General features: G+C 44.5%; 15 protein-coding genes. 8 read left to right on the top strand and 7 right to left on the bottom strand.

Annotation, left to right across the window (positions count from 1 at the left end; all coding sequences use genetic code 11):
• Positions 1–64 precede the first annotated feature (64 nt).
• Together ACTJKG_RS11020 and ACTJKG_RS11015 are read right to left on the bottom strand one after the other, a co-directional pair.
• Positions 65–952: a helix-turn-helix domain-containing protein gene (locus tag ACTJKG_RS11020; RefSeq protein WP_440739227.1), complete on the bottom strand. Its 888-nt coding sequence runs from the start codon at positions 950–952 to the stop codon at positions 65–67.
• A gap of 278 nt (positions 953–1,230) precedes the next feature.
• Complete coding sequence (locus ACTJKG_RS11015; RefSeq protein WP_440739226.1) at positions 1,231–1,572, bottom strand: YciI family protein; 342 nt, start codon at positions 1,570–1,572, stop codon at positions 1,231–1,233.
• A gap of 77 nt (positions 1,573–1,649) precedes the next feature.
• Between ACTJKG_RS11015 and ACTJKG_RS11010 the strand changes: the two genes are divergently transcribed.
• Positions 1,650–2,270 carry a MarR family winged helix-turn-helix transcriptional regulator gene (locus tag ACTJKG_RS11010; protein ID WP_440739225.1) on the top strand — a complete coding sequence of 207 codons (621 nt, stop codon included), beginning with the start codon at positions 1,650–1,652 and terminating at the stop codon, positions 2,268–2,270.
• A 523-nt stretch (positions 2,271–2,793) separates the two neighbouring features.
• Positions 2,794–6,729 carry a hypothetical protein gene (locus ACTJKG_RS11005; protein WP_440739224.1) on the top strand — a complete coding sequence of 1,312 codons (3,936 nt, stop codon included), beginning with the start codon at positions 2,794–2,796 and terminating at the stop codon, positions 6,727–6,729.
• Between the two features lie 98 nt (positions 6,730–6,827).
• Here ACTJKG_RS11005 and katG read toward each other — a convergent pair whose 3' ends face one another.
• On the bottom strand, positions 6,828–9,086 hold the full coding sequence (gene katG, locus ACTJKG_RS11000; protein WP_440739223.1) for a catalase/peroxidase HPI: 2,259 nt from the start codon (positions 9,084–9,086) through the stop codon (positions 6,828–6,830).
• Between the two features lie 297 nt (positions 9,087–9,383).
• Positions 9,384–9,746, bottom strand: coding sequence for a winged helix-turn-helix transcriptional regulator (locus tag ACTJKG_RS10995; protein WP_172334687.1), 363 nt, complete (start codon positions 9,744–9,746; stop codon positions 9,384–9,386).
• Positions 9,747–9,892: 146 nt separating this feature from the next.
• Here ACTJKG_RS10995 and ACTJKG_RS10990 point away from each other — a divergent pair, with 146 nt between their 5' ends.
• From ACTJKG_RS10990 to ACTJKG_RS10965, 6 genes are all read left to right on the top strand, one after another.
• Complete coding sequence (locus ACTJKG_RS10990) at positions 9,893–10,534, top strand: DUF2306 domain-containing protein (protein ID WP_440739222.1); 642 nt, start codon at positions 9,893–9,895, stop codon at positions 10,532–10,534.
• Between the two features lie 381 nt (positions 10,535–10,915).
• On the top strand, positions 10,916–12,463 hold the full coding sequence (locus ACTJKG_RS10985; protein ID WP_440739221.1) for a DHA2 family efflux MFS transporter permease subunit: 1,548 nt from the start codon (positions 10,916–10,918) through the stop codon (positions 12,461–12,463).
• A 62-nt stretch (positions 12,464–12,525) separates the two neighbouring features.
• A complete protein-coding gene (locus ACTJKG_RS10980; RefSeq protein WP_440739220.1) occupies positions 12,526–13,134 on the top strand; it encodes a TetR/AcrR family transcriptional regulator in 609 nt (202 codons plus the stop codon).
• A gap of 251 nt (positions 13,135–13,385) precedes the next feature.
• Complete coding sequence (locus ACTJKG_RS10975; protein WP_216650521.1) at positions 13,386–14,774, top strand: family 43 glycosylhydrolase; 1,389 nt, start codon at positions 13,386–13,388, stop codon at positions 14,772–14,774.
• Positions 14,775–14,979: 205 nt separating this feature from the next.
• Positions 14,980–15,750: a phosphotransferase family protein gene (locus tag ACTJKG_RS10970; RefSeq protein WP_440739219.1), complete on the top strand. Its 771-nt coding sequence runs from the start codon at positions 14,980–14,982 to the stop codon at positions 15,748–15,750.
• Complete coding sequence (locus tag ACTJKG_RS10965; protein WP_440739218.1) at positions 15,747–15,899, top strand: hypothetical protein; 153 nt, start codon at positions 15,747–15,749, stop codon at positions 15,897–15,899. Before ACTJKG_RS10970 ends, ACTJKG_RS10965 begins: the two co-directional genes overlap by 4 nt.
• Positions 15,900–15,902: 3 nt before the next feature.
• Here the strand turns inward: ACTJKG_RS10965 and ACTJKG_RS10960 are convergent, their stop codons facing one another.
• From ACTJKG_RS10960 to ACTJKG_RS10950, 3 genes are all read right to left on the bottom strand, one after another.
• Positions 15,903–16,712 carry a helix-turn-helix domain-containing protein gene (locus tag ACTJKG_RS10960; RefSeq protein ID WP_172334682.1) on the bottom strand — a complete coding sequence of 270 codons (810 nt, stop codon included), beginning with the start codon at positions 16,710–16,712 and terminating at the stop codon, positions 15,903–15,905.
• Positions 16,713–16,736: 24 nt separating this feature from the next.
• Positions 16,737–17,762, bottom strand: a complete 1,026-nt coding sequence (locus ACTJKG_RS10955; protein ID WP_440739217.1) for an SDR family NAD(P)-dependent oxidoreductase — start codon at positions 17,760–17,762, stop codon at positions 16,737–16,739.
• Positions 17,763–18,008: 246 nt separating this feature from the next.
• Complete coding sequence (locus ACTJKG_RS10950) at positions 18,009–18,290, bottom strand: 2Fe-2S iron-sulfur cluster-binding protein (RefSeq protein ID WP_172334680.1); 282 nt, start codon at positions 18,288–18,290, stop codon at positions 18,009–18,011.
• Positions 18,291–18,302: the final 12 nt, after the last annotated feature.

The raw sequence follows: 18,302 nt of genomic DNA, 5'->3' as shown, positions 1-18,302 counted from the left end.
TAAGCAAAGTTAAAACGGACGGCCTGAACGCATGTTAAACGTTTCAAAGTAATAATTATACTTTTCAAAGAGTTTTGCGCAAAGCCATAGGGGTAAGTCCGGTATGTTTTTTAAAAAAGTTATTAAAGTAGGATGCGTAATCAAAGCCCAGGCTGCGCGCGATGTCGGCAACGCTCCAATCGGTATGCGTTAACAGTGATTTGGCTTCGGTCAGTATCCTGTCGTTAATATGCGTGGTGGTGGATCGGCCGGTTATTTCGCGTACGGCGGCGTTGAGGTGATTGACGTGTACCGATAGCCTATCGGCATAATCGCCGGCCTTTTTTAACGCCAGCATATACCTGGGCGATTCTACAGGGAATTGTTTCTCGAGCAGGCCCAAAAACAGGTTGGCTATGCGCGAAGCCGCGTTCTGTGGTGTAAAATAAGCTATGGCCGGTTGCATTTTGATAGCCTCATGAATAATTAGATTGAGGTGGTTGCGCAGTAGCTCGTACCGGTAAGTGTACTCACTATCAAACTCCTGCAACATGCGTTTAAAAATGCTTTGGATATATTGTACCTGCGTTTCATCCAGGAAATATACCGGGTCGCCGCCAGGTTTAAACAGGGTCGATTCTTCCATGCTTTCCATACGGTTGCCCGGGTGTAAAAACTCATCGGTAAAAAGGCAAAAATATCCGATGTGCTGTGCCGGGTCACATTCCCAGGAATAAGGAACCAGCGGATTGGTGAACACCAGGGCGGGTTTATTGATCTCGATGGCCCTGTTGGCATAATATAACTGCCCTTCACCACCCAGGGATAAGGTGATCTTATAAAAATTCCGGCGATTGTATGAACTCAGACTGCAATAGGTGGCACAAATTTCGGCAACCCTAAACTGAACAGCTTCGCTGGTGATGGTGTCGTGATTATAAATATCGTTTTCGGTTAACTCAGACGTTGGCATGCGCAAAGTTAAACATTTCAAAGAAAAAGTGGGAGATGGCGATGAAGCCATAAAACAAATGTAAACGAGTCCCGGTAAGTAACCAATACGAATACAGGAGGCTCCGAAGGAGCCAATGAATTTTTCCTCGTTTATCTATAAACAGGATACTCCTCTGGAGCTATAAATTACCAAAGCTCCGGAGGAACACCCTGTTTATAGCCATCGTATGAAGTGTTTTTGGCACCGTCGGAGCCCCCTGTATTCTAATCAGTTTAATACCGGACCTTATCCTTGCGTTATGATTGATTTTGCAGTTCGCGTACTTCGGCATAACCGCCAAACTCATAAATAGGGCAGGAGGCAGCAATTTGTGTTGCCTCATCAAGATCATCGGCCTTGAGCAGCAGGTAGCCGCCAACTATCTCGGTGCCTACCCGGTGAATATCTGTGATGATGCTGCCATCTTCTTTAATGATACGGCCCTGTAATGTTAACCCACTGCCGCCAGCCAGTTTACCCGCAGCGCCCCATTGACCGAACCAGGCAGCCCAATTTTGTTGGTGTTGTTTGATGGCTTCTGTCGGATGTTCATCCACACGGCCATCGGGTTCCCTAAATAATACGATATAATTTTTCATGTCTGATTTATTTTTTACAATTATAAAACGAAATCGATATAGATACAATGGTTTTGTAATTAATTGTATATTTGAGCATGCAACCTTTAGTACAACTCATTACCGCCTGGCAACAATATACTGAACAGCATGCGGATGCCGATGTAGCAGGCTTTTGCTATAACTATCTATCGGCACATAAAAAACAAGCGCCCGATAACAGCCGAGCCGATCTGCAACTGGCTAAACAGTTGGGTAAAACCAATAGCATCCTTAAAGCCTACTATAAACTTGCCCTACGGCAAATACCCAACTTTGAACTGGATTGGTATTATCTTTTGGAAGCGATAGCGGCCGGAGGAGAAATTCGTAAAACCGAAATTGTAAGTTTTAACCTTTTGCTGGAACCTACCACGGGTATAGATATTTTAAACAGGATGCTCAAAGCGGGTCTGATCAGTGAAAGGATAGACCCTGCCGATAAAAGGGCCCGTTTAATAAAGCTAACCAATGAGGGCGGCGAAATTTTAAAACGCCTGAAAGCTTTGTTCGAAAAGATAACATCAATGGTACTGTCTGGAATTAATACTGATGATAAAGCGATAGTTGGCCTGGCCTTATCTCAAATAGCCGATAAGCATACAGCGATGCTTAATGATGGAAGAACAAAAGCGATTGAAAATATGGAATTAGCCATTAAACAGATAAGAGCTGAATAATGACATAAAACAGGCGGCAAAATGACCTTATACTGACTTTTTATCCCATCCGGTAAAAAGATTATTTTTCAAAACACTTGCATCTGTTGTATCATACCCGTTACATTTAGGAAAATTATAAACCCAAATGCCGAAACACATCCTGATCGTTTATCTTCTGGTTACCTGTAGTGTGGCGGGTATCCTGTTCACGTCCTTTATTAAAACCAGATTTTTTAAAAAGGGCTAATTTAAAAACTTGCCCATGTGCATGCGTAATAGCATGCACATGGGCACAAAAGTTTGTATTTTATTTCTCCATTGTTCAAATGCGTTTACCCTATACACTTCACCACGGAGAATAAACTCAATTGACGGTGAATAGTATCCACTTTAGCTTCTCTTCCTAATCTTCTAATAATCAGTTTGGTTTAATATGTTTTCATAAAAAAAACGACCAAAATGGATACATATATGATGATGGTATATCAATATATTCTTATTTATTTTTAATAAGAATTTCAAATCAACCAACATCAGTCTTATGTCAACACTCAACGCGTATTTATCTAACGACGCCGAAGGCTTAGTTAAAAATGGCTTACCGCCGGTTTATGGTACTCCGGTATGTCTTGTATCCGCGGCAAGTCCGCCATATACATTAAATGCTATCAATATATCAAACGGTGGCACCAGTCAAGATTCGCCATTGATTTTATGGGCGCTTGCTCCAGGGCCTACAGACTGGAATAGCTCATGGCAACTTACTCCCGATGGGTTTATTGTCAATCCTTTTCTATTCAATATGGTGATCGGAATTTCGGGATCAACGCTGTGCATTGTGACAAAAGACGATACCGACCAAACTCAACAATGGGCGATAACCTGGTACGCGGGAGGGTATACCATTTCCAACAATCAAAATCAACAGCTCATCACGGCAGCCAGTAACCAGGTGCCTTATGTGGGAGGAGCCGACCCTTCCAATACACTGTCGCTAACCGCTCTCAACAATTCGCCCTCGCCAGAACAATTATGGAAATTTCTCCCGGCCGGATATCAGCAAACTATTAACCAGTTTTATATTCAGACACAATGCAGTGGAACTCCCCCGGGCGGATCTTCACCCTATATGTTGGCTGCAAATTGGCAGAATAATCAGTTACTGGCATGTACACAACAATGGCAGCCAGGTGCTTCAAACCAATTATGGCAGTTTAATTATGATGGGTCTGTATCCCCCCTTAGCAATTCAACCTGGGTGCTGACATCTAATGCCTCATCTGCAACAGATACCAGTACTCAGACTGATGTGGTCACTCCTCCCGCTACACTTTCGGCGCAACAAATATGGACATGGAGCCATGAGCAGTTAATACTATCAAGTCAGGAATTTGGCACCCAAATGGTGTTAACTGTTAAAAACGCAAAAGCTTCAGAAAACGCCTGGGTGGTCACGTATGAAATTAACCAGGGTAGCAATGAGAAATGGACCCGTTTCCCATTAGAAAGCGCGCCGATTGGGGAATGGTTTTATATCCAAACAGAGCTAAATCAAAGTTCGTCGTCTACTCCTCCCGGTCCCGAGTATGTACTTACTGTTGCCGGTTCAAGCCCTGTAGCGTCAACACTGGTCCAGATCAATCAGCTTCAGCCAGGTGCTCTTTCTCAATTATGGCAATTCACCCCGGAGGGTACCCTGATTAATATACTGAACCCTTCACTGCTTTTATCAGCAGACCCCACTACGGGTAATTCCATTAGCCTGCAGGCAGCCGGTGATGCCGGTGTATTGCAGACCTGGTGTTTGTTGCCCAATGGCATGTTTGCGGTAGCCAACGGAACTACCGTGCAGTACCTGAGTGTATTAAATTCAATTTCTGCAACTTCTTCTAATCCCGGAATGGCAAATGGAGAGGTAACAACCTATACTTATCCTGGTTCAAATAATGCTAACGCTTCATGGAAGATAGTAAACTACGAACCTGAAATGTCGGGTCAGTGGTTTACAATTCAGTCAGCCACAGAACAGAAAAATAACAGAATACCTTTTTTACTCACTGTAAGTAACGACTGGGCCACTGTACAGACCGCGCCACCCCTGGGTGGTAATATATTAGCAAATGGAGAAGCGGCAGTAAATCAGCTCTGGCAATTTACGCTCGATGGAAATATTGTCAGCGCCTTAAACTCAGGGCTTTTCCTGACGGGTAACCAGGATGGTACATTGTCATTAACGCCCGGACAAACCGGCAACCCCAATCAGCAATGGGTATGGGGCGACACCTGGAAAATGTTTATCATACACAATTCAAAGTATCATTTCCAGAGTGCTGTGCTGTTAAATGTAGGGCAGCAACTTGCGTTATATGCCCAATTGAATCAAGGTAATAGTGGCACCATATCTTCTGTATCATTAAAAACGGCGGTATCACCTGCCAGCAACGTACCTGGGCAATGCTGGTTTATGGCGCCATTTAATCCCGCTTATAATCAACCTACAACCTTCCGCAACACAGGTGGGACCGAAAAAGAGCCAGGGCTGTTCCTGCAATTGGAAGAGGGGGCGACAAAAAACTCCTATAATGTTGTTGTTGGGGCACGCGGCAATGCGGCGCTATCCACCTGGCAGTTTGTATATCCGGGTTATATAGCGAGCTCCTTAAATGATAACATTGTACTTAGTGTGGAAGCTACTGAAGGCGCAAATGACTGGACCCCCGATTTTGGACCTAATGTTACCGCTTATCTCCGGGCTCCCGGAGCTCAACCTTTTCAACTTTGGGTGGCTGATCCATCGGGCATGCTGGTCAATAAACAAACGGGCTTTGCCCTGACGGTAACCACCGATGGCACAACTTATTCCCTAACTACCCAGCCGGTTTCTGACCAGCCCGATGCCAGTATGCAACTTTGGGATTTTTCACCGGGCCAGGCCCTGCAAACGGTTCTGGTTATGCCACGGGTTCCTTTTCCGGTACCTGATGACAGTAGTTCGCAAGACTTAACCAATGTATACAACGAAATCAATAAAACGCTTGGCTTGCCCGGCGGGATACGTGCGCAGTATCAAAATCTTGCCGCGCCCCTGGGTACTTATCTGAGTGTCATTAATATGCTGTTTTTAAAAAATAGCCAATCGCAAGACTGGAAAACTGTGGTTGAACAGTTAAATAAGGAAATCATTAGTGTAACGGCCATTCAACAATTTTTTACACAGGCCGGTATTATGCATCAGTCCCTGAGCCAGGCACAGGCCTTACTGGTTTCTGAGCTGATCACGGCATGCGCTTTCCCCAACGGTCAAAATCAACCGGTGACACCGCCCAAAAAGAAGAAAAAATTTATCTGGGATATAGTAGAGGGAGTACTTTACACAGCGTTAAATGCTGCCGGCGCGCTTGTGGGTGATCCAGATGTAGTTGGAGAGCTAAAAGCGGGCGAAAAGTTTTTAAAACATCTACTTCCCGTTTTGGCAAATGTCATGTCCGCGTCGGTGACCTGCTACCAGGCAAGACCCTCTGCTCAGCCAACTTCAAAGACACAAGCAGTTTTGCAGAATATCTATAACTATGAACTGAGCGTATTCCAATTGCAACAATCGCTGCTGAGTTTATTTGAAAACATAGGTACTATGCTGGGCAAAATGGAAATGGCCATATTATCAGATTGGGGTAAGACCACAGCCGTTTACGATATGATAAAAAATACAGACACCATTGATTCCCTGTATTGGCCGGCCTCGCTTACCCCAGTGATGACCAACCAAATGCTCGATGGGTACGCGGGCAAAGTTTTTCAAACATTGATCCCTTCCAATCCGTCATTTTACATCAACGCGTATTTGCACAACTCTACAGGTCCGGAGAGAGGTTTACAGGAAGATCAACTTACCTTTTACGGTGAAAATATCGATGGAACTTTCAGTGAATGGGTAGCGGTGATCAATCCGGATGTGATGAACCTGCTTTGGTCTTATGGCACTAACCCTAATGATTTTTACCGGCAGTTAAATGGCTGGGATGTACAGGTAAAATATCCGTTCACTACAACAAATAACACTGCCTCACCAAGTAGTGCTACTATTACGATAACTATTTTTAATATAACAAGCGTACCAATGTTACTGGATACCGGAGGGATGGAGATGGTGATAAATGCAGGTACCAGTGAGATTCCTCCATACGGTGCGCAGCAATTTGCCGGATATGTTAACTATAATGGAGGCGTCGCTGAAAGCGCCAATGGAAATTTCCAGGTTGTGGAAAAAAATGGAGGTGATACTATATTAAGCGGGAATTTAGCCGTAAAGTCCACCAAAAGCAATAATCCGGTGAATCCGGGCGACCAATTTACGGTAACCACCATAAATGCACCTTACTATATCATGAAACAGACACAAAACCCGCAATACATTGCCAATATGCTTTCCATTGAAGTTTACATCGCCGCGGCCCCCGGGGTAGGCGATAATTCGTAGTTTTAAGAAGGCCCCGGGTATACATTAAAAAACAAAGGGCATCGCCCACAACTTTATCCGGTTGTAAGTGATGCCCTTTAAGCTATCTGTGGATCAGCTTAAAATCTATCCAGATTCGTTACTTTAGTCCAGGCGGCTACAAAGTCATTTATAAATTTGTCCTGAGCATCAGAACTTGCATATAACTCGGCAACGGCTCTTAGTTCGGAGTTGGAACCCAATACCAGGTCGGCACGGGTAGCTGTCCATTTTATTTCGCCGGTTGCACGGTGGCTGCCTTCATACAATTCCTTGTCGGCTGAAGCGGCTTTCCAAGCAGTGCCCATATCCAGCAGGTTTACAAAGAAATCGTTAGTAAGTACACCCGGGCGAGCGGTGAAAACACCATGCTTAGAGCCATCAAAATTGATGTTCAGTACACGCAGGCCACCCAGCAATACGGTTAGCTCAGGCGCGGTCAATGTAAGTAGGTGCGCTTTATCTATCAGTAATTCTTCGGTAGATATGGGCGCTTTTGTTTTGCGATAGTTGCGGAAACCATCGGCAGCTGGTTCCAGGTAACCGAATGATTCTACATCGGTTTGTTCCTGCGAAGCATCCGCACGACCAGCTTTAAACGGAACGGTAACGGCGTGGCCTCCATCTTTAGCCGCTTTTTCGATCCCTGCATTACCAGCCAGTACAATCAGGTCGGCCAGTGATACTTTTTTACCACCCGCGTTAAACTCTTTTTGGATGCCTTCCAATACGCCCAATACATGTTGCAATTGAGACGGATTGTTCACCTGCCAGTATTTTTGCGGCGCAAGGCGTATGCGTGCACCATTGGCACCACCACGTTTATCAGAACCACGGAAGGTAGAAGCAGAAGCCCACGCGGTAGAAACCAACTCAGATATGTTTAAACCTGATGCCAATACTTTTGCTTTTAAATCGGCTGCATCGCTATCAGTTATCAGGGCGTGATCAACCGCAGGGATAGGATCTTGCCAAAGCAGTTCTTCCTGTGGCACATCCGGACCCAGGTAACGCTCGCGCGGACCCATATCGCGGTGTGTTAATTTATACCATGCACGCGCAAAAGCATCGGCAAACTGATCTGGATTTTCCAGGAAACGTCTTGATATTTTTTCGTAAGCCGGATCAAACCTTAAGGCAAGATCCGTAGTCAGCATGGCCGGACGATGCTTTTTGGAGCTGTCATAAGCATCAGGAATAGTAGCCTCGGCATCTTTAGCCACCCATTGGTGCGCGCCGGCAGGGCTTTTTGTTAATTGCCATTCAAACCCAAACAGGTTTTCAAAAAAATTATTGCTCCATTTGGTTGGCGTTGTGGTCCATATTACTTCCAGTCCGCTGGTGATGGCATCGGCGCCTTTACCAGAACCGTAGCTATTGCTCCAGCCAAAACCTTGTGATTCGATATCCGCGGCTTCGGGTTCTTTGCCTACATTATCGGCAGAGGCAGCTCCATGCGTTTTACCGAAGCTGTGGCCACCGGCTATCAGCGCGACAGTTTCTTCGTCATTCATCGCCATACGACCAAACGTATCGCGGATATCTTTTGCCGAAGCAACCGGATCAGGATTACCATCAGGACCTTCCGGATTTACATAGATCAATCCCATTTGTACTGCTGCAAGCGGTTTTTCGAGGTTGCGGGAGTGGATGTCGCCATCGGCATCATCATCAGATACCAGTACACCATGACCTTCTTTTACGCCTGGCGAGCCATGCGCGTAGCGCAGATCGCCACCCAGCCAGGTAGTTTCAGAGCCCCAGTATACAGATTCATCTGCTTCCCAGGCATCTTCACGACCGCCAGCAAAACCAAAAGTTTTAAAACCCATTGATTCCAGGGCTATGTTGCCGGTCAGTATCAATAGATCGGCCCATGAAATTTTACGGCCATATTTTTGTTTGATGGGCCAAAGCAATCTGCGGGCTTTATCCAAACTTACGTTATCTGGCCAGCTGTTTAATGGAGCAAAGCGTTGTAAGCCAGCACCTGCGCCTCCGCGGCCGTCGCCTACCCTGTAAGTTCCGGCGCTGTGCCATGCCATACGGATAAACAAACCACCGTAATGACCAAAATCGGCTGGCCACCAGTCCTGCGAGTCGGTCATGAGGGCATGAAGATCTTTTTTTACGGCTTCCAGATCGAGGCTTTTGAAAGCTTCGGCATAATTAAAATCATCACCATTGGGGTTCGACAATGAAGAATGCTGGCGCAGGATATTTAGTTTTAACTGGTTGGGCCACCAATTATGGTTCCGGGTACCGCCGCCACCTGCATTATTCTTCATGCTGCCATTATGAAACGGGCATTTACTGATGTCATTTGATTCGTTTTCCATGTTTATAAGTTTATATATTATAAAATTAGGATATTGAATTCAACAATCACAATCGATTAATTCTATAATGAATAGGTAAAATCTATGAGGACAGTAGGTTGCAAAACACCTACTTACCTGATCTTTTTATGTGGAGATGCTCAATTTCCGGCTTTTTATGCACGGGTTCCAGGTATTGTAAAAATCGGCGAGTTACTTGTTTCAGCGCGTTAAGTGTGTTTGCCGGTAATTTGTTATTAAATCAGCCCACAAATTTGCCTGATCAAATTATGCAGCTGCTGCTTCCTCAATATATTATTATTGTACCTCATCTAATTCCTGAAGCCTTTCTTTTACGAATGCCGAGTGCTCTGTTCCCCATTTGTCAATTTGGGATAAAATAGGGAGGATGCTTTTGCCAAGATTGGTAAGCCGGTATTCGGTTTTCTTGGGATACACATCTTCCGAATATTTATCAACAACACCAAAATACAGCAATTCTGCCAGCTGCATTTCTATAACCCTTAATGTAGCGTCGGGCATGCTTCTGTAAATTTCTGCAGGGCGGGTAAAGCCGTTGTTGATGGCGTCAAGAATGCACATTTTCCACTTTCCACCAAATATTTTAAAACCAATGCGGAGCCCGCAATTCAGATCCTCCTCTATTTTTTTAGTGTACATCGTTTCTGCTTTTAATTTATAAAGTTAAATAATTAGGCAGGCTGATTAAAATTGATGAATACCGAATCTTTTATCGGTTATTGCCCGCCCGATTGATTTACCGGAATTTTGTAGAGAAATAAGCGTACAAGAATCGTAAACAAATAATGAGAACTACTATAAAAAAAAATGCCGCTTTCAGACTAACCACGGGTGATATAATCCCGCTGCTCATATGGGTAACTATCATATCGCTAACATGGTTATTTATGCACGGCGCAGATCATTTTCTGCAATTAACACCAGAGGCACTGGGCAAATATTTCAAAATAAAATGGGTGTTGATAGTCCATATAACTGCCGGTGGTGGATCGCTTATACTGGGCTTCCTGCAGTTCTGGCCCAGTTTAAGAACGTACAGCTGGCGGCTGCACCGGATCATTGGTACACTATATTTATTAGCGGTTTTGGTAAGCAGTATTTGCGCGGTGATTTTGGCTTTTACTACCGCGTATCAAATAAACTGGGCCTATGCTTTTTCTTTACAGATATGGGTAAGTGTGTGGATCAGCGCCACCACGATCGCCTATTATACCGCGATTATCAAAAAGTTTAAACTCCATCAAGAGTGGATGATCAGAAGCTATATCGTAACGCTGGCATTTGTTATCTCAGGGCTTGCGTTGAAATTACCTTCCATTAAACAATTGGGCAGTTTTGAAAACATTTCTCCATCCCTGTTTTGGATGGGATGGGCCGTGCCGCTATATCTATATGAAATCATTAAAAGTTGTAAGCTGCCGAAGTAAGAGCTACTCTTGGCTAACAATGTCATTAAATTAAGGAATTTTGTAAACCCCATAGGGGTTAAAGCTTTGTAGAAAATTTAATTCGAAATCCAATGCCGTAGATACTGCACACAGGTTGCATACCTACGGCATGCTAAATACTTATGCCGGGTTTTCTACAAAGCTTTTACTCCGATGGAGCAGCCCTTGACTTAATAATATTACCCCGGTGAGATCACTATTGAAAAAAGCAAGTCGGGAATGGCTTGCTTTTTCGTTTCCCTGCTTCCGTCAACGCTGTGTAAATAAACTAAACATGTAATTTAAACAAATGTTTTAATCAATCGTTTGATTAATTTTGTCCTGATTTTTATCAATTAACTCATTTAGGATATTATCAAAATGGCTGAAACAGGCATAAAAAAATGGATCATTACCATTACAGTTATCACAGCATCGTTGCTGGAACTGATCGACACCACTATCGTTAACGTCTCCATCCCTCAAATCCAGGGTAACCTGGGCGCTACCATTACCGATGCCGCCTGGGTGGTTACCGGCTACAGCGTGGCCAACGTGATCATCCTGCCTATGTCTGGCTGGCTGGGCAGTTTCTTCGGACGGAAGAATTATTTTTTAACCTCTATTATCGTATTTACCATTGCTTCCTTTTTATGCGGTAACGCGCAAAGCCTGTCTGAACTGGTGATATTCAGGATATTGCAGGGACTTGCCGGTGGGGGACTTATCTCAACCGCGCAGGCTATTTTGCTGGAAACCTGGCCGCCCAACCAGGTGGGTACGGCCACGGCCTTATTTGGTTTGGGAGCTATTGTTGGTCCAACCATCGGCCCAACTATCGGGGGCTATATTACCGACCATGCCGCCTGGCGCTGGATATTTTATGTGAACATACCCGTAGGCGCCTTAGCAGCTACCTGTACCTATATGTTTGTACGGGCCACGCCCAGCGATGGTAAAGGAAAACCTATCGACTGGTGGGGGATAGCTTTGCTGGCTATAGCCGTAGGGAGCCTGCAAACCATATTGGAAAAAGGCGAGGATGAAGACTGGTTTGCCACCCCGTACATTGTTGTATTAACTGTAACAGCCATTTTTGGTCTGCTGCTGTTCATCTGGCGCGAACTCAGTACCGATTATCCTATCATCAATTTCAAGATCATGCGGCACCGGAGTTTCTCGGCTGGTATGGTTACTTCTTTTATTCTGGGGGTTGGCTTATATGGTTCCACGTTTGTATTCCCGGTATTTTGCCAGGGGCTGCTGGGGTTTTCGGCACAACAAACCGGCGAAATATTATTCCCGGGTGGGATGTTTACCATAGTAATGATGCCTTTTGTGGGTATTATGCTCAATAAGGGTGTTCCGGCTCAGTTTATGGCCACGGTAGGTATGTTGTTGTTCTTTGTGTTTTCGGCTATGCTGAGCCACTCTACTTTATCTTCAGGCATTGGTGATTTTTTCTGGCCACTGGCTATACGTGGGGTAGGTTTATCCTTACTTTTTGTGCCATTAACTACACTGGCTATCGGCGGCTTAAAAGGACAGGAAGTAGGGCAGGGTACCGGCCTCAACAACATGATGCGGCAATTGGGCGGCTCATTCGGTATTGCCGGTTTAAATACCATGATCCACATACGTCAGGCCGTACATCGCAATAACCTGCTGGTGAATATCAACAATTACAATCCTTTTTATAACGACAGGTTTAACGGTTATGTGCAGGGTTTTATAGCCAAGGGCAAATCCTTCAGCGATGCTACCCGTATGGCTTACGGTGCCATTGAAGGCGCTGTACAAAAGCAAAGCACGCTTTTAAGTTATAACGATGCTTATTGGATAGTGGGTATTGTAATGTTATGTGCTATTCCGATGGTTTATTTAGCACCATTTGTAAAAGGGCAAAAAGCGGTATCAGATTCGCATTAAGCGTAGAATTATGGCAGTTTATTTGTTGGCTAATGGTTAGCTTTACAGCACTAATACCAATTATGCCAGCAACTACCGAACTTTCAACAGAAGAAAAAATAAAGGACGCGGCCAGGAGAATTTTCACCAGAAAAGGTTTCCTGGCTACTACCATCAGGGATATAGCTACTGAGGCCGATATCAACGTGGCTTCGATTAACTACTACTTCCGGAGTAAGGAAAACCTGTTTGCCTTTATTATGGACGAAACCATCAAAAAGCTTTTTGATAAAATTGAACCGGTACTGAACGATGAAGACACCAGCATTACCGAAAAAATAGCGGTTTGCGTAGGTTACTACATTGACCAGGTACTGGAAAACCCCGACTTTATATTTTTTATGGTGAGTGAAGTAATGGGCGGCTTAACCAAATTGCCCATGATCAATACTATGAAGCTGCTGGTTAACTCGCATTTTGCCAGGCAGCTGCGCGAGTTGAAAACAAACGGAGATATCAATTTTCATCCGGTTAACTTGCTGTGGAATATCACCGGCATGATCATGTCGCCATTTCTGAGTCGCCCACAGATGCTGCATTCGGGCTATTTTACTTCTGATGAATTTTTTGCCCTGATGCAGGAACGAAAAAAGTTGATCCCTGTTTGGATGGGGCTGATCATCAAAGGCTGATAATTATTTTTATTTCAGGGGATATATGCATATTAGATATTTTTGCATGAAAATACCTGGTATGCTCACAAGATATTTTTCAAATAATAGCTTAATGATACCTATTAATAAATTATTAAGCTATTATTAATCACTTATCATATACTTGTTTTAACCAATTATAGCTGCCAATTAATCTGAATATTAATTTCAATACTTCAAACGGGAAGTGATGGGCAGGCAATTTATAAGTAACCAATTAAAACCTGTATATGAGAAAGCTCATCCTGCCCATGATGGCTCTATTGCTTGCATTAAGCATAGGTTGCTCCAAAAAAACTATTGATAATTTTACGGATATTAATAAAAGCGCCGATCTGAAAAAAGATGTAGTGGCTGCTGATGTGATGAAAAATCCGTTTATAACATCCATCTATACCGCCGATCCATCAGCACATGTATGGGCCGATGGCCGGTTATATGTATATGCTTCGCACGATATCGATCCTCCGCGCGGTTGCGACCTGATGGATCAATACCATGTTTTTTCAACAGATGATATGATTCATTGGACGGATCATGGCGAAATTCTGCGCGCCAGCCAGGTGCCGTGGGGCAGGGCCGAAGGAGGTTTTATGTGGGCTCCTGATTGTGCTTACAAAAATGGTACTTACTATTTTTACTTCCCTCACCCAAGTGCTACGGACTGGGGCAGCAGTTGGAAAATAGGTGTGGCTACCAGCACAAGTCCGGCAAGCGGCTTCACCGTTCAGGGATATATTGCTGGTCTTGAGCCGCTGATTGATCCTTGTGTGTTTGTAGATGATAACGGACAGGCCTATTTTTATTATGGTGGCGGAGGCTCCTGCAAGGGTGGCAAGCTTAAAGATAACATGACCGAAATTGATGGCGCAATGCAAACCATGCAGGGCCTCGATGATTTTCACGAAGCCGCATGGGTACATAAAAGAAATGGGGTCTATTATCTTTCTTATGCTGATAATCATGATGTTAATGGTAAACACAACCAGATGCGCTACGCTACCAGCACCAGTCCATTAGGCCCGTGGACATCAAAGGGGGTATATATTGATCCTACGGACAGTTATACCGATCATGGTTCTATCGTGCAATATAAAAATCAGTGGTATGCGTTTTATCATAACAGCTCCATCTCCCATAACGACTGGACAAGATCTATCTGTGTGGATAAGCTTTTTTACAATGCAGATGGCACCATTCAAAAAGTAATTCAAACCACCGGTAACCCGGTAAGCTCTGTACCTATAGGGCAAACCATAACATTAAAGGGTTCCAATAATAATTATGTAAGCAGCGAAAACGGCGCACAACCCATGAACTGCAACCGCCCCGCGGCCGGTGGATGGGAGCAGTTTACGATAGTTGATGCCGGGGGTGGTAAAGTTGCCCTGCAGAGTTTAGGCAAATATGTATCCTCAGAAAATGGTACCCAGGCCATCAATTGTAATCGTGCATCAATAGGCCCATGGGAGCAGTTTGACTGGGTAAGCAATGCAGATGGAACGGTTTCATTGAAAGGCAATAATGGCAAATTTATCTCGAGCGAGAATGGTACACAAGCCATGACCTGCAACCGTGCTACCGCCCAGGCTACAGAGACATTTAAGGTAAATCAATAATTTAAAATTATAACAGTTGATGCCGATTTTATAAATTAGGGTTAAAAAATTTTAGCCTTAATATTCAGCATAAAGCAATACCATTTGTTTGGGGTATGGCCCTTTGTGACAGCACAGCTTGCACAAAGGGCTAATCCGGTTAGTGATACCCGTTTGGATGGGGGGGATCAAAGGCTAATATTTTGCTTTTATTTCAGGAAAATATATGCATATAGACCTTAATTCCCTGACTGTTTTTTTACATCAGCAATTTACCCATGTTACCGAAATTATAGCTATCGCGGATGGCTGGTGGTCGCAGGCTTTCTCTTTTAAAACAGCTGGGGAAGTACGGGTTATCAGAATAAGTAAACACCCTGTCGATTTTGGGAAAGATATATTTGCTTACACTCACATTAATAGTACCGCGATACCCATCCCAGAAGTTATGGCTATCGGGAAGTACGATGAAGAGCTATTTTATTGTATTTCCAGGTATGTAGCAGGCACCCCTTCGGATCAAATTATGGATATATACGCATCTGAGCCCAATATGGAGATAGCTCAAACCGTAATAACGCAGCTTGTAGCTATTCACGAGCTTGATACCGGTAAGCTTAGCGGTTGGGGTTATACCGATGAAAACGGGAACGGCATCTTTGGGAGCTGGGCAGAGCATCTTCTGGCTATCCATAATGGCAAATACACCATTGCCTGGCAGGAGCTGGCCAAAACTACCTGGCTTAATGGCGATTTGTTTATCCGTTTAACCGAGCGGATGAAAAGCTATTTTCCGTACCTGCCCAAAGAGAAACACGTATTGCACGGCGACTATGGCTATGATAATTTACTGCTGACATCCGATCACCGGGTAGCTGCCGTTATTGACTGGGCAGAAATGCTGCTGGGCGATCCTTTGTATGACTTGATCCATATGGATGAACCCTGGATGAGGACGCAAGGCTCATCTATGTGGATGTATGGAAAGCGGCCATGAAAAACAACCCCAAAGCATTACTCCATTTTGAGGAACGCCTGCAATGTTATATCATTCATTATACGTTATTCCATTTACACATCCATACCGTTAGGAACGAGCGGGAGGATTATGACTATATTGAGCAATGGGCCAACGAAAACCTGTGAGCACTAAAACCCGGCCATGTTGGTAGGCGTATAGCTGAAATGTTTTTTAAAGGCCGAAGTAAAGTGGGAGAGATTTTCAAAACCAACCTCTGCATATACTTCTGATGGTCGCCGGTTTTGTTCCCTAATCTGGTAGTGGGCCAGCTCCAGTCGTTTTTGGGTAAGCCATTTTTGTGGTGTGGTGCCAAAGGCTTTTTTAAAATCGCGCTTAAAGGTGGTGAGACTACGACCGGTTAAATACCCAAACTTTTCCATCGTCATGTTGAACATGAAATTCCGTTCCATAAAATCGCTGAGGTTCATTTTGCCGGGTTCATCAAAATTAGCCAGTATGCCATCAATATCCTTATCGATGGTTCGCAGGATATTGATGGCTTCCTCTATTTTCAGTGCAGCGATACTTTCGGGCAGGGGCTCTTCCAGGTCAAAATAGGGTATCAGCGATGCCAGGCAACTTTCCAGCAGCGGGTGCTTGCCAAAATTGCGGATACCCTGGTCATAAAAATGCCTGCTTTTGGCCCGGTTCTTCGCGTAAAAGTCCTTCAATATTTTTGGGGTAAGATGCATCACCACCGTTTTATGCGGCTGCCCGTTCTTTGGATAATTGATAGCCGTAGCCAGTTGGTTACGGGGGATGAGGAAAATATCGCCAGCCCCAAACAGATAGGTAGTATTGGTTTGCACTATTTTGGTTTCGCCCGATATAAACCATACCAGCATATGCTGCTCAAACAATACCTCCGTGCGGAAGGATTGTGCATCAAAGTAGGATAGTTTGATGTCGGGCGTTAAATAGTGTATCTTAAAATCCATTGTTCAATTATCCAAAGATAGTGATCAATTGGCTTCGAAGGTTATGCCGGTCAGGTCTTCGCTTAAAGCCCACAGTTTTTGGGCATAACTGGCATCTACCGAATATGGTTTTACGCCACGGAGAGTCGATGGATCATCATAGCGGTGCTCAATCTGGCCGTTATCTACTTCGGCTATGTCAGCATCTTCGCAATATACGCCGCCAATACCATCTAATTGCGGGCTCACTGCGCACCAAACTGATGTAGCTGCGCCTTGTTCCACATTTTTTAAAATGGCTGCCACCTCGGGTTTTAGGTTGCCATCGGCATCGTGCGTGCCCATTTGCTGAAACAATTCCATAGGAGCTACTCTCGCAAGATCAGTACCAATCACCGAACCCGGATGCAGCGAAAATGCACGTATCCCAGAGTTTTTACCCCGGTGATCCAGCTCCACACTAAACAAGTTGTTAGCTGTTTTGGAATGACCATAACCCTGTAAAGTTTCGTAAGGGCGATGCAGAAAGTTTGGGTCCTCAAAATCAAAAGGCGCTATCTGGTGCCCGAATGAGGATACATTGATCACCCGGGCACCGTTCGCTTTTTTCAAGGCAGGCCAAATCCGGGCCGTAAGCTGAAAATGCCCCAGGTGATTAGTGGATAACTGCGATTCGTAACCCCGGCTGTCGCGCTGCAGCGGCACCCACATAATACCGGCATTGTTTACCAGAATGTGCAGCGGCTTACCGGTTTTTAAAAAATCGTCGGCAAACGTATCTATAGAGGCAGGATCCATCAGGTCCATAGTGCGGATGCATACATGGTCGATCCCTTGCAGGTTCTGGGCCGCCTTTTGTATGTCGCGGGCGGGTACGGTAACCTGCGCACCAGCCTGAACAAATGTTTTTACCGTTTCGAGGCCGATACCTGCGTAGCCGCCGGTTACGATGATGTTTTTGCCGGTAAGATCGATGCCTTTGATCACGTCGGTAGTAGTTGATTTAGCGTTAAAGCCCGAGCCTACAAGTTGTTGCAGCGCGCCATTATAATTATCTGTTATTTGTTCCATTTTTTTATTGTTTGTTGATGAAACAAAAGTAGAGGGCTTTAATTAAATAGAATTTGTTTTAAAGGCCAAATGTTTTTGTTTTGCGGGCCTTTTTTCCTGTTGCTCACAGGCGACTCATGAGCCGCTTCCCGCTCTCCTTTCTTGTCATGTTGAACGTAGTGAAGCATCTAATCGCCGATATACAAAGTTTACGAATAGATCCTTCGTACCTCAGGATGACAAACTTTTTATGATTAGGATGTTTCTTTAAAATACGCCTGATATAGTGACCAATGCATTGGCCAACTCGTCATTTACCTGTACATCACAGGCCAGCACATTGCGGGTAACATGATGATAGCCATTGCTGATCTGCACCAGGCAGGTGCCACAGCTGCCCATACCGCAACATAAACCAAAACCGGGGATAGCCAGTTGGTCAGAGATCAGTGTCATCAGGCTATAGTACTGGTTGGGGTAGGTATGAACCTCGGTGATGCGCCCTTGATAGGCTACTTTAAATAGGATGGTGTTTTCGTTTGCAGGCATTTGAAATGTAAA

Origin of the sequence: Mucilaginibacter sp. 22184, assembly GCF_052045695.1 — a bacterium.
Taxonomy (GTDB): domain Bacteria; phylum Bacteroidota; class Bacteroidia; order Sphingobacteriales; family Sphingobacteriaceae; genus Mucilaginibacter.
This window is presented reverse-complemented; position numbering and strand designations above follow the sequence as displayed.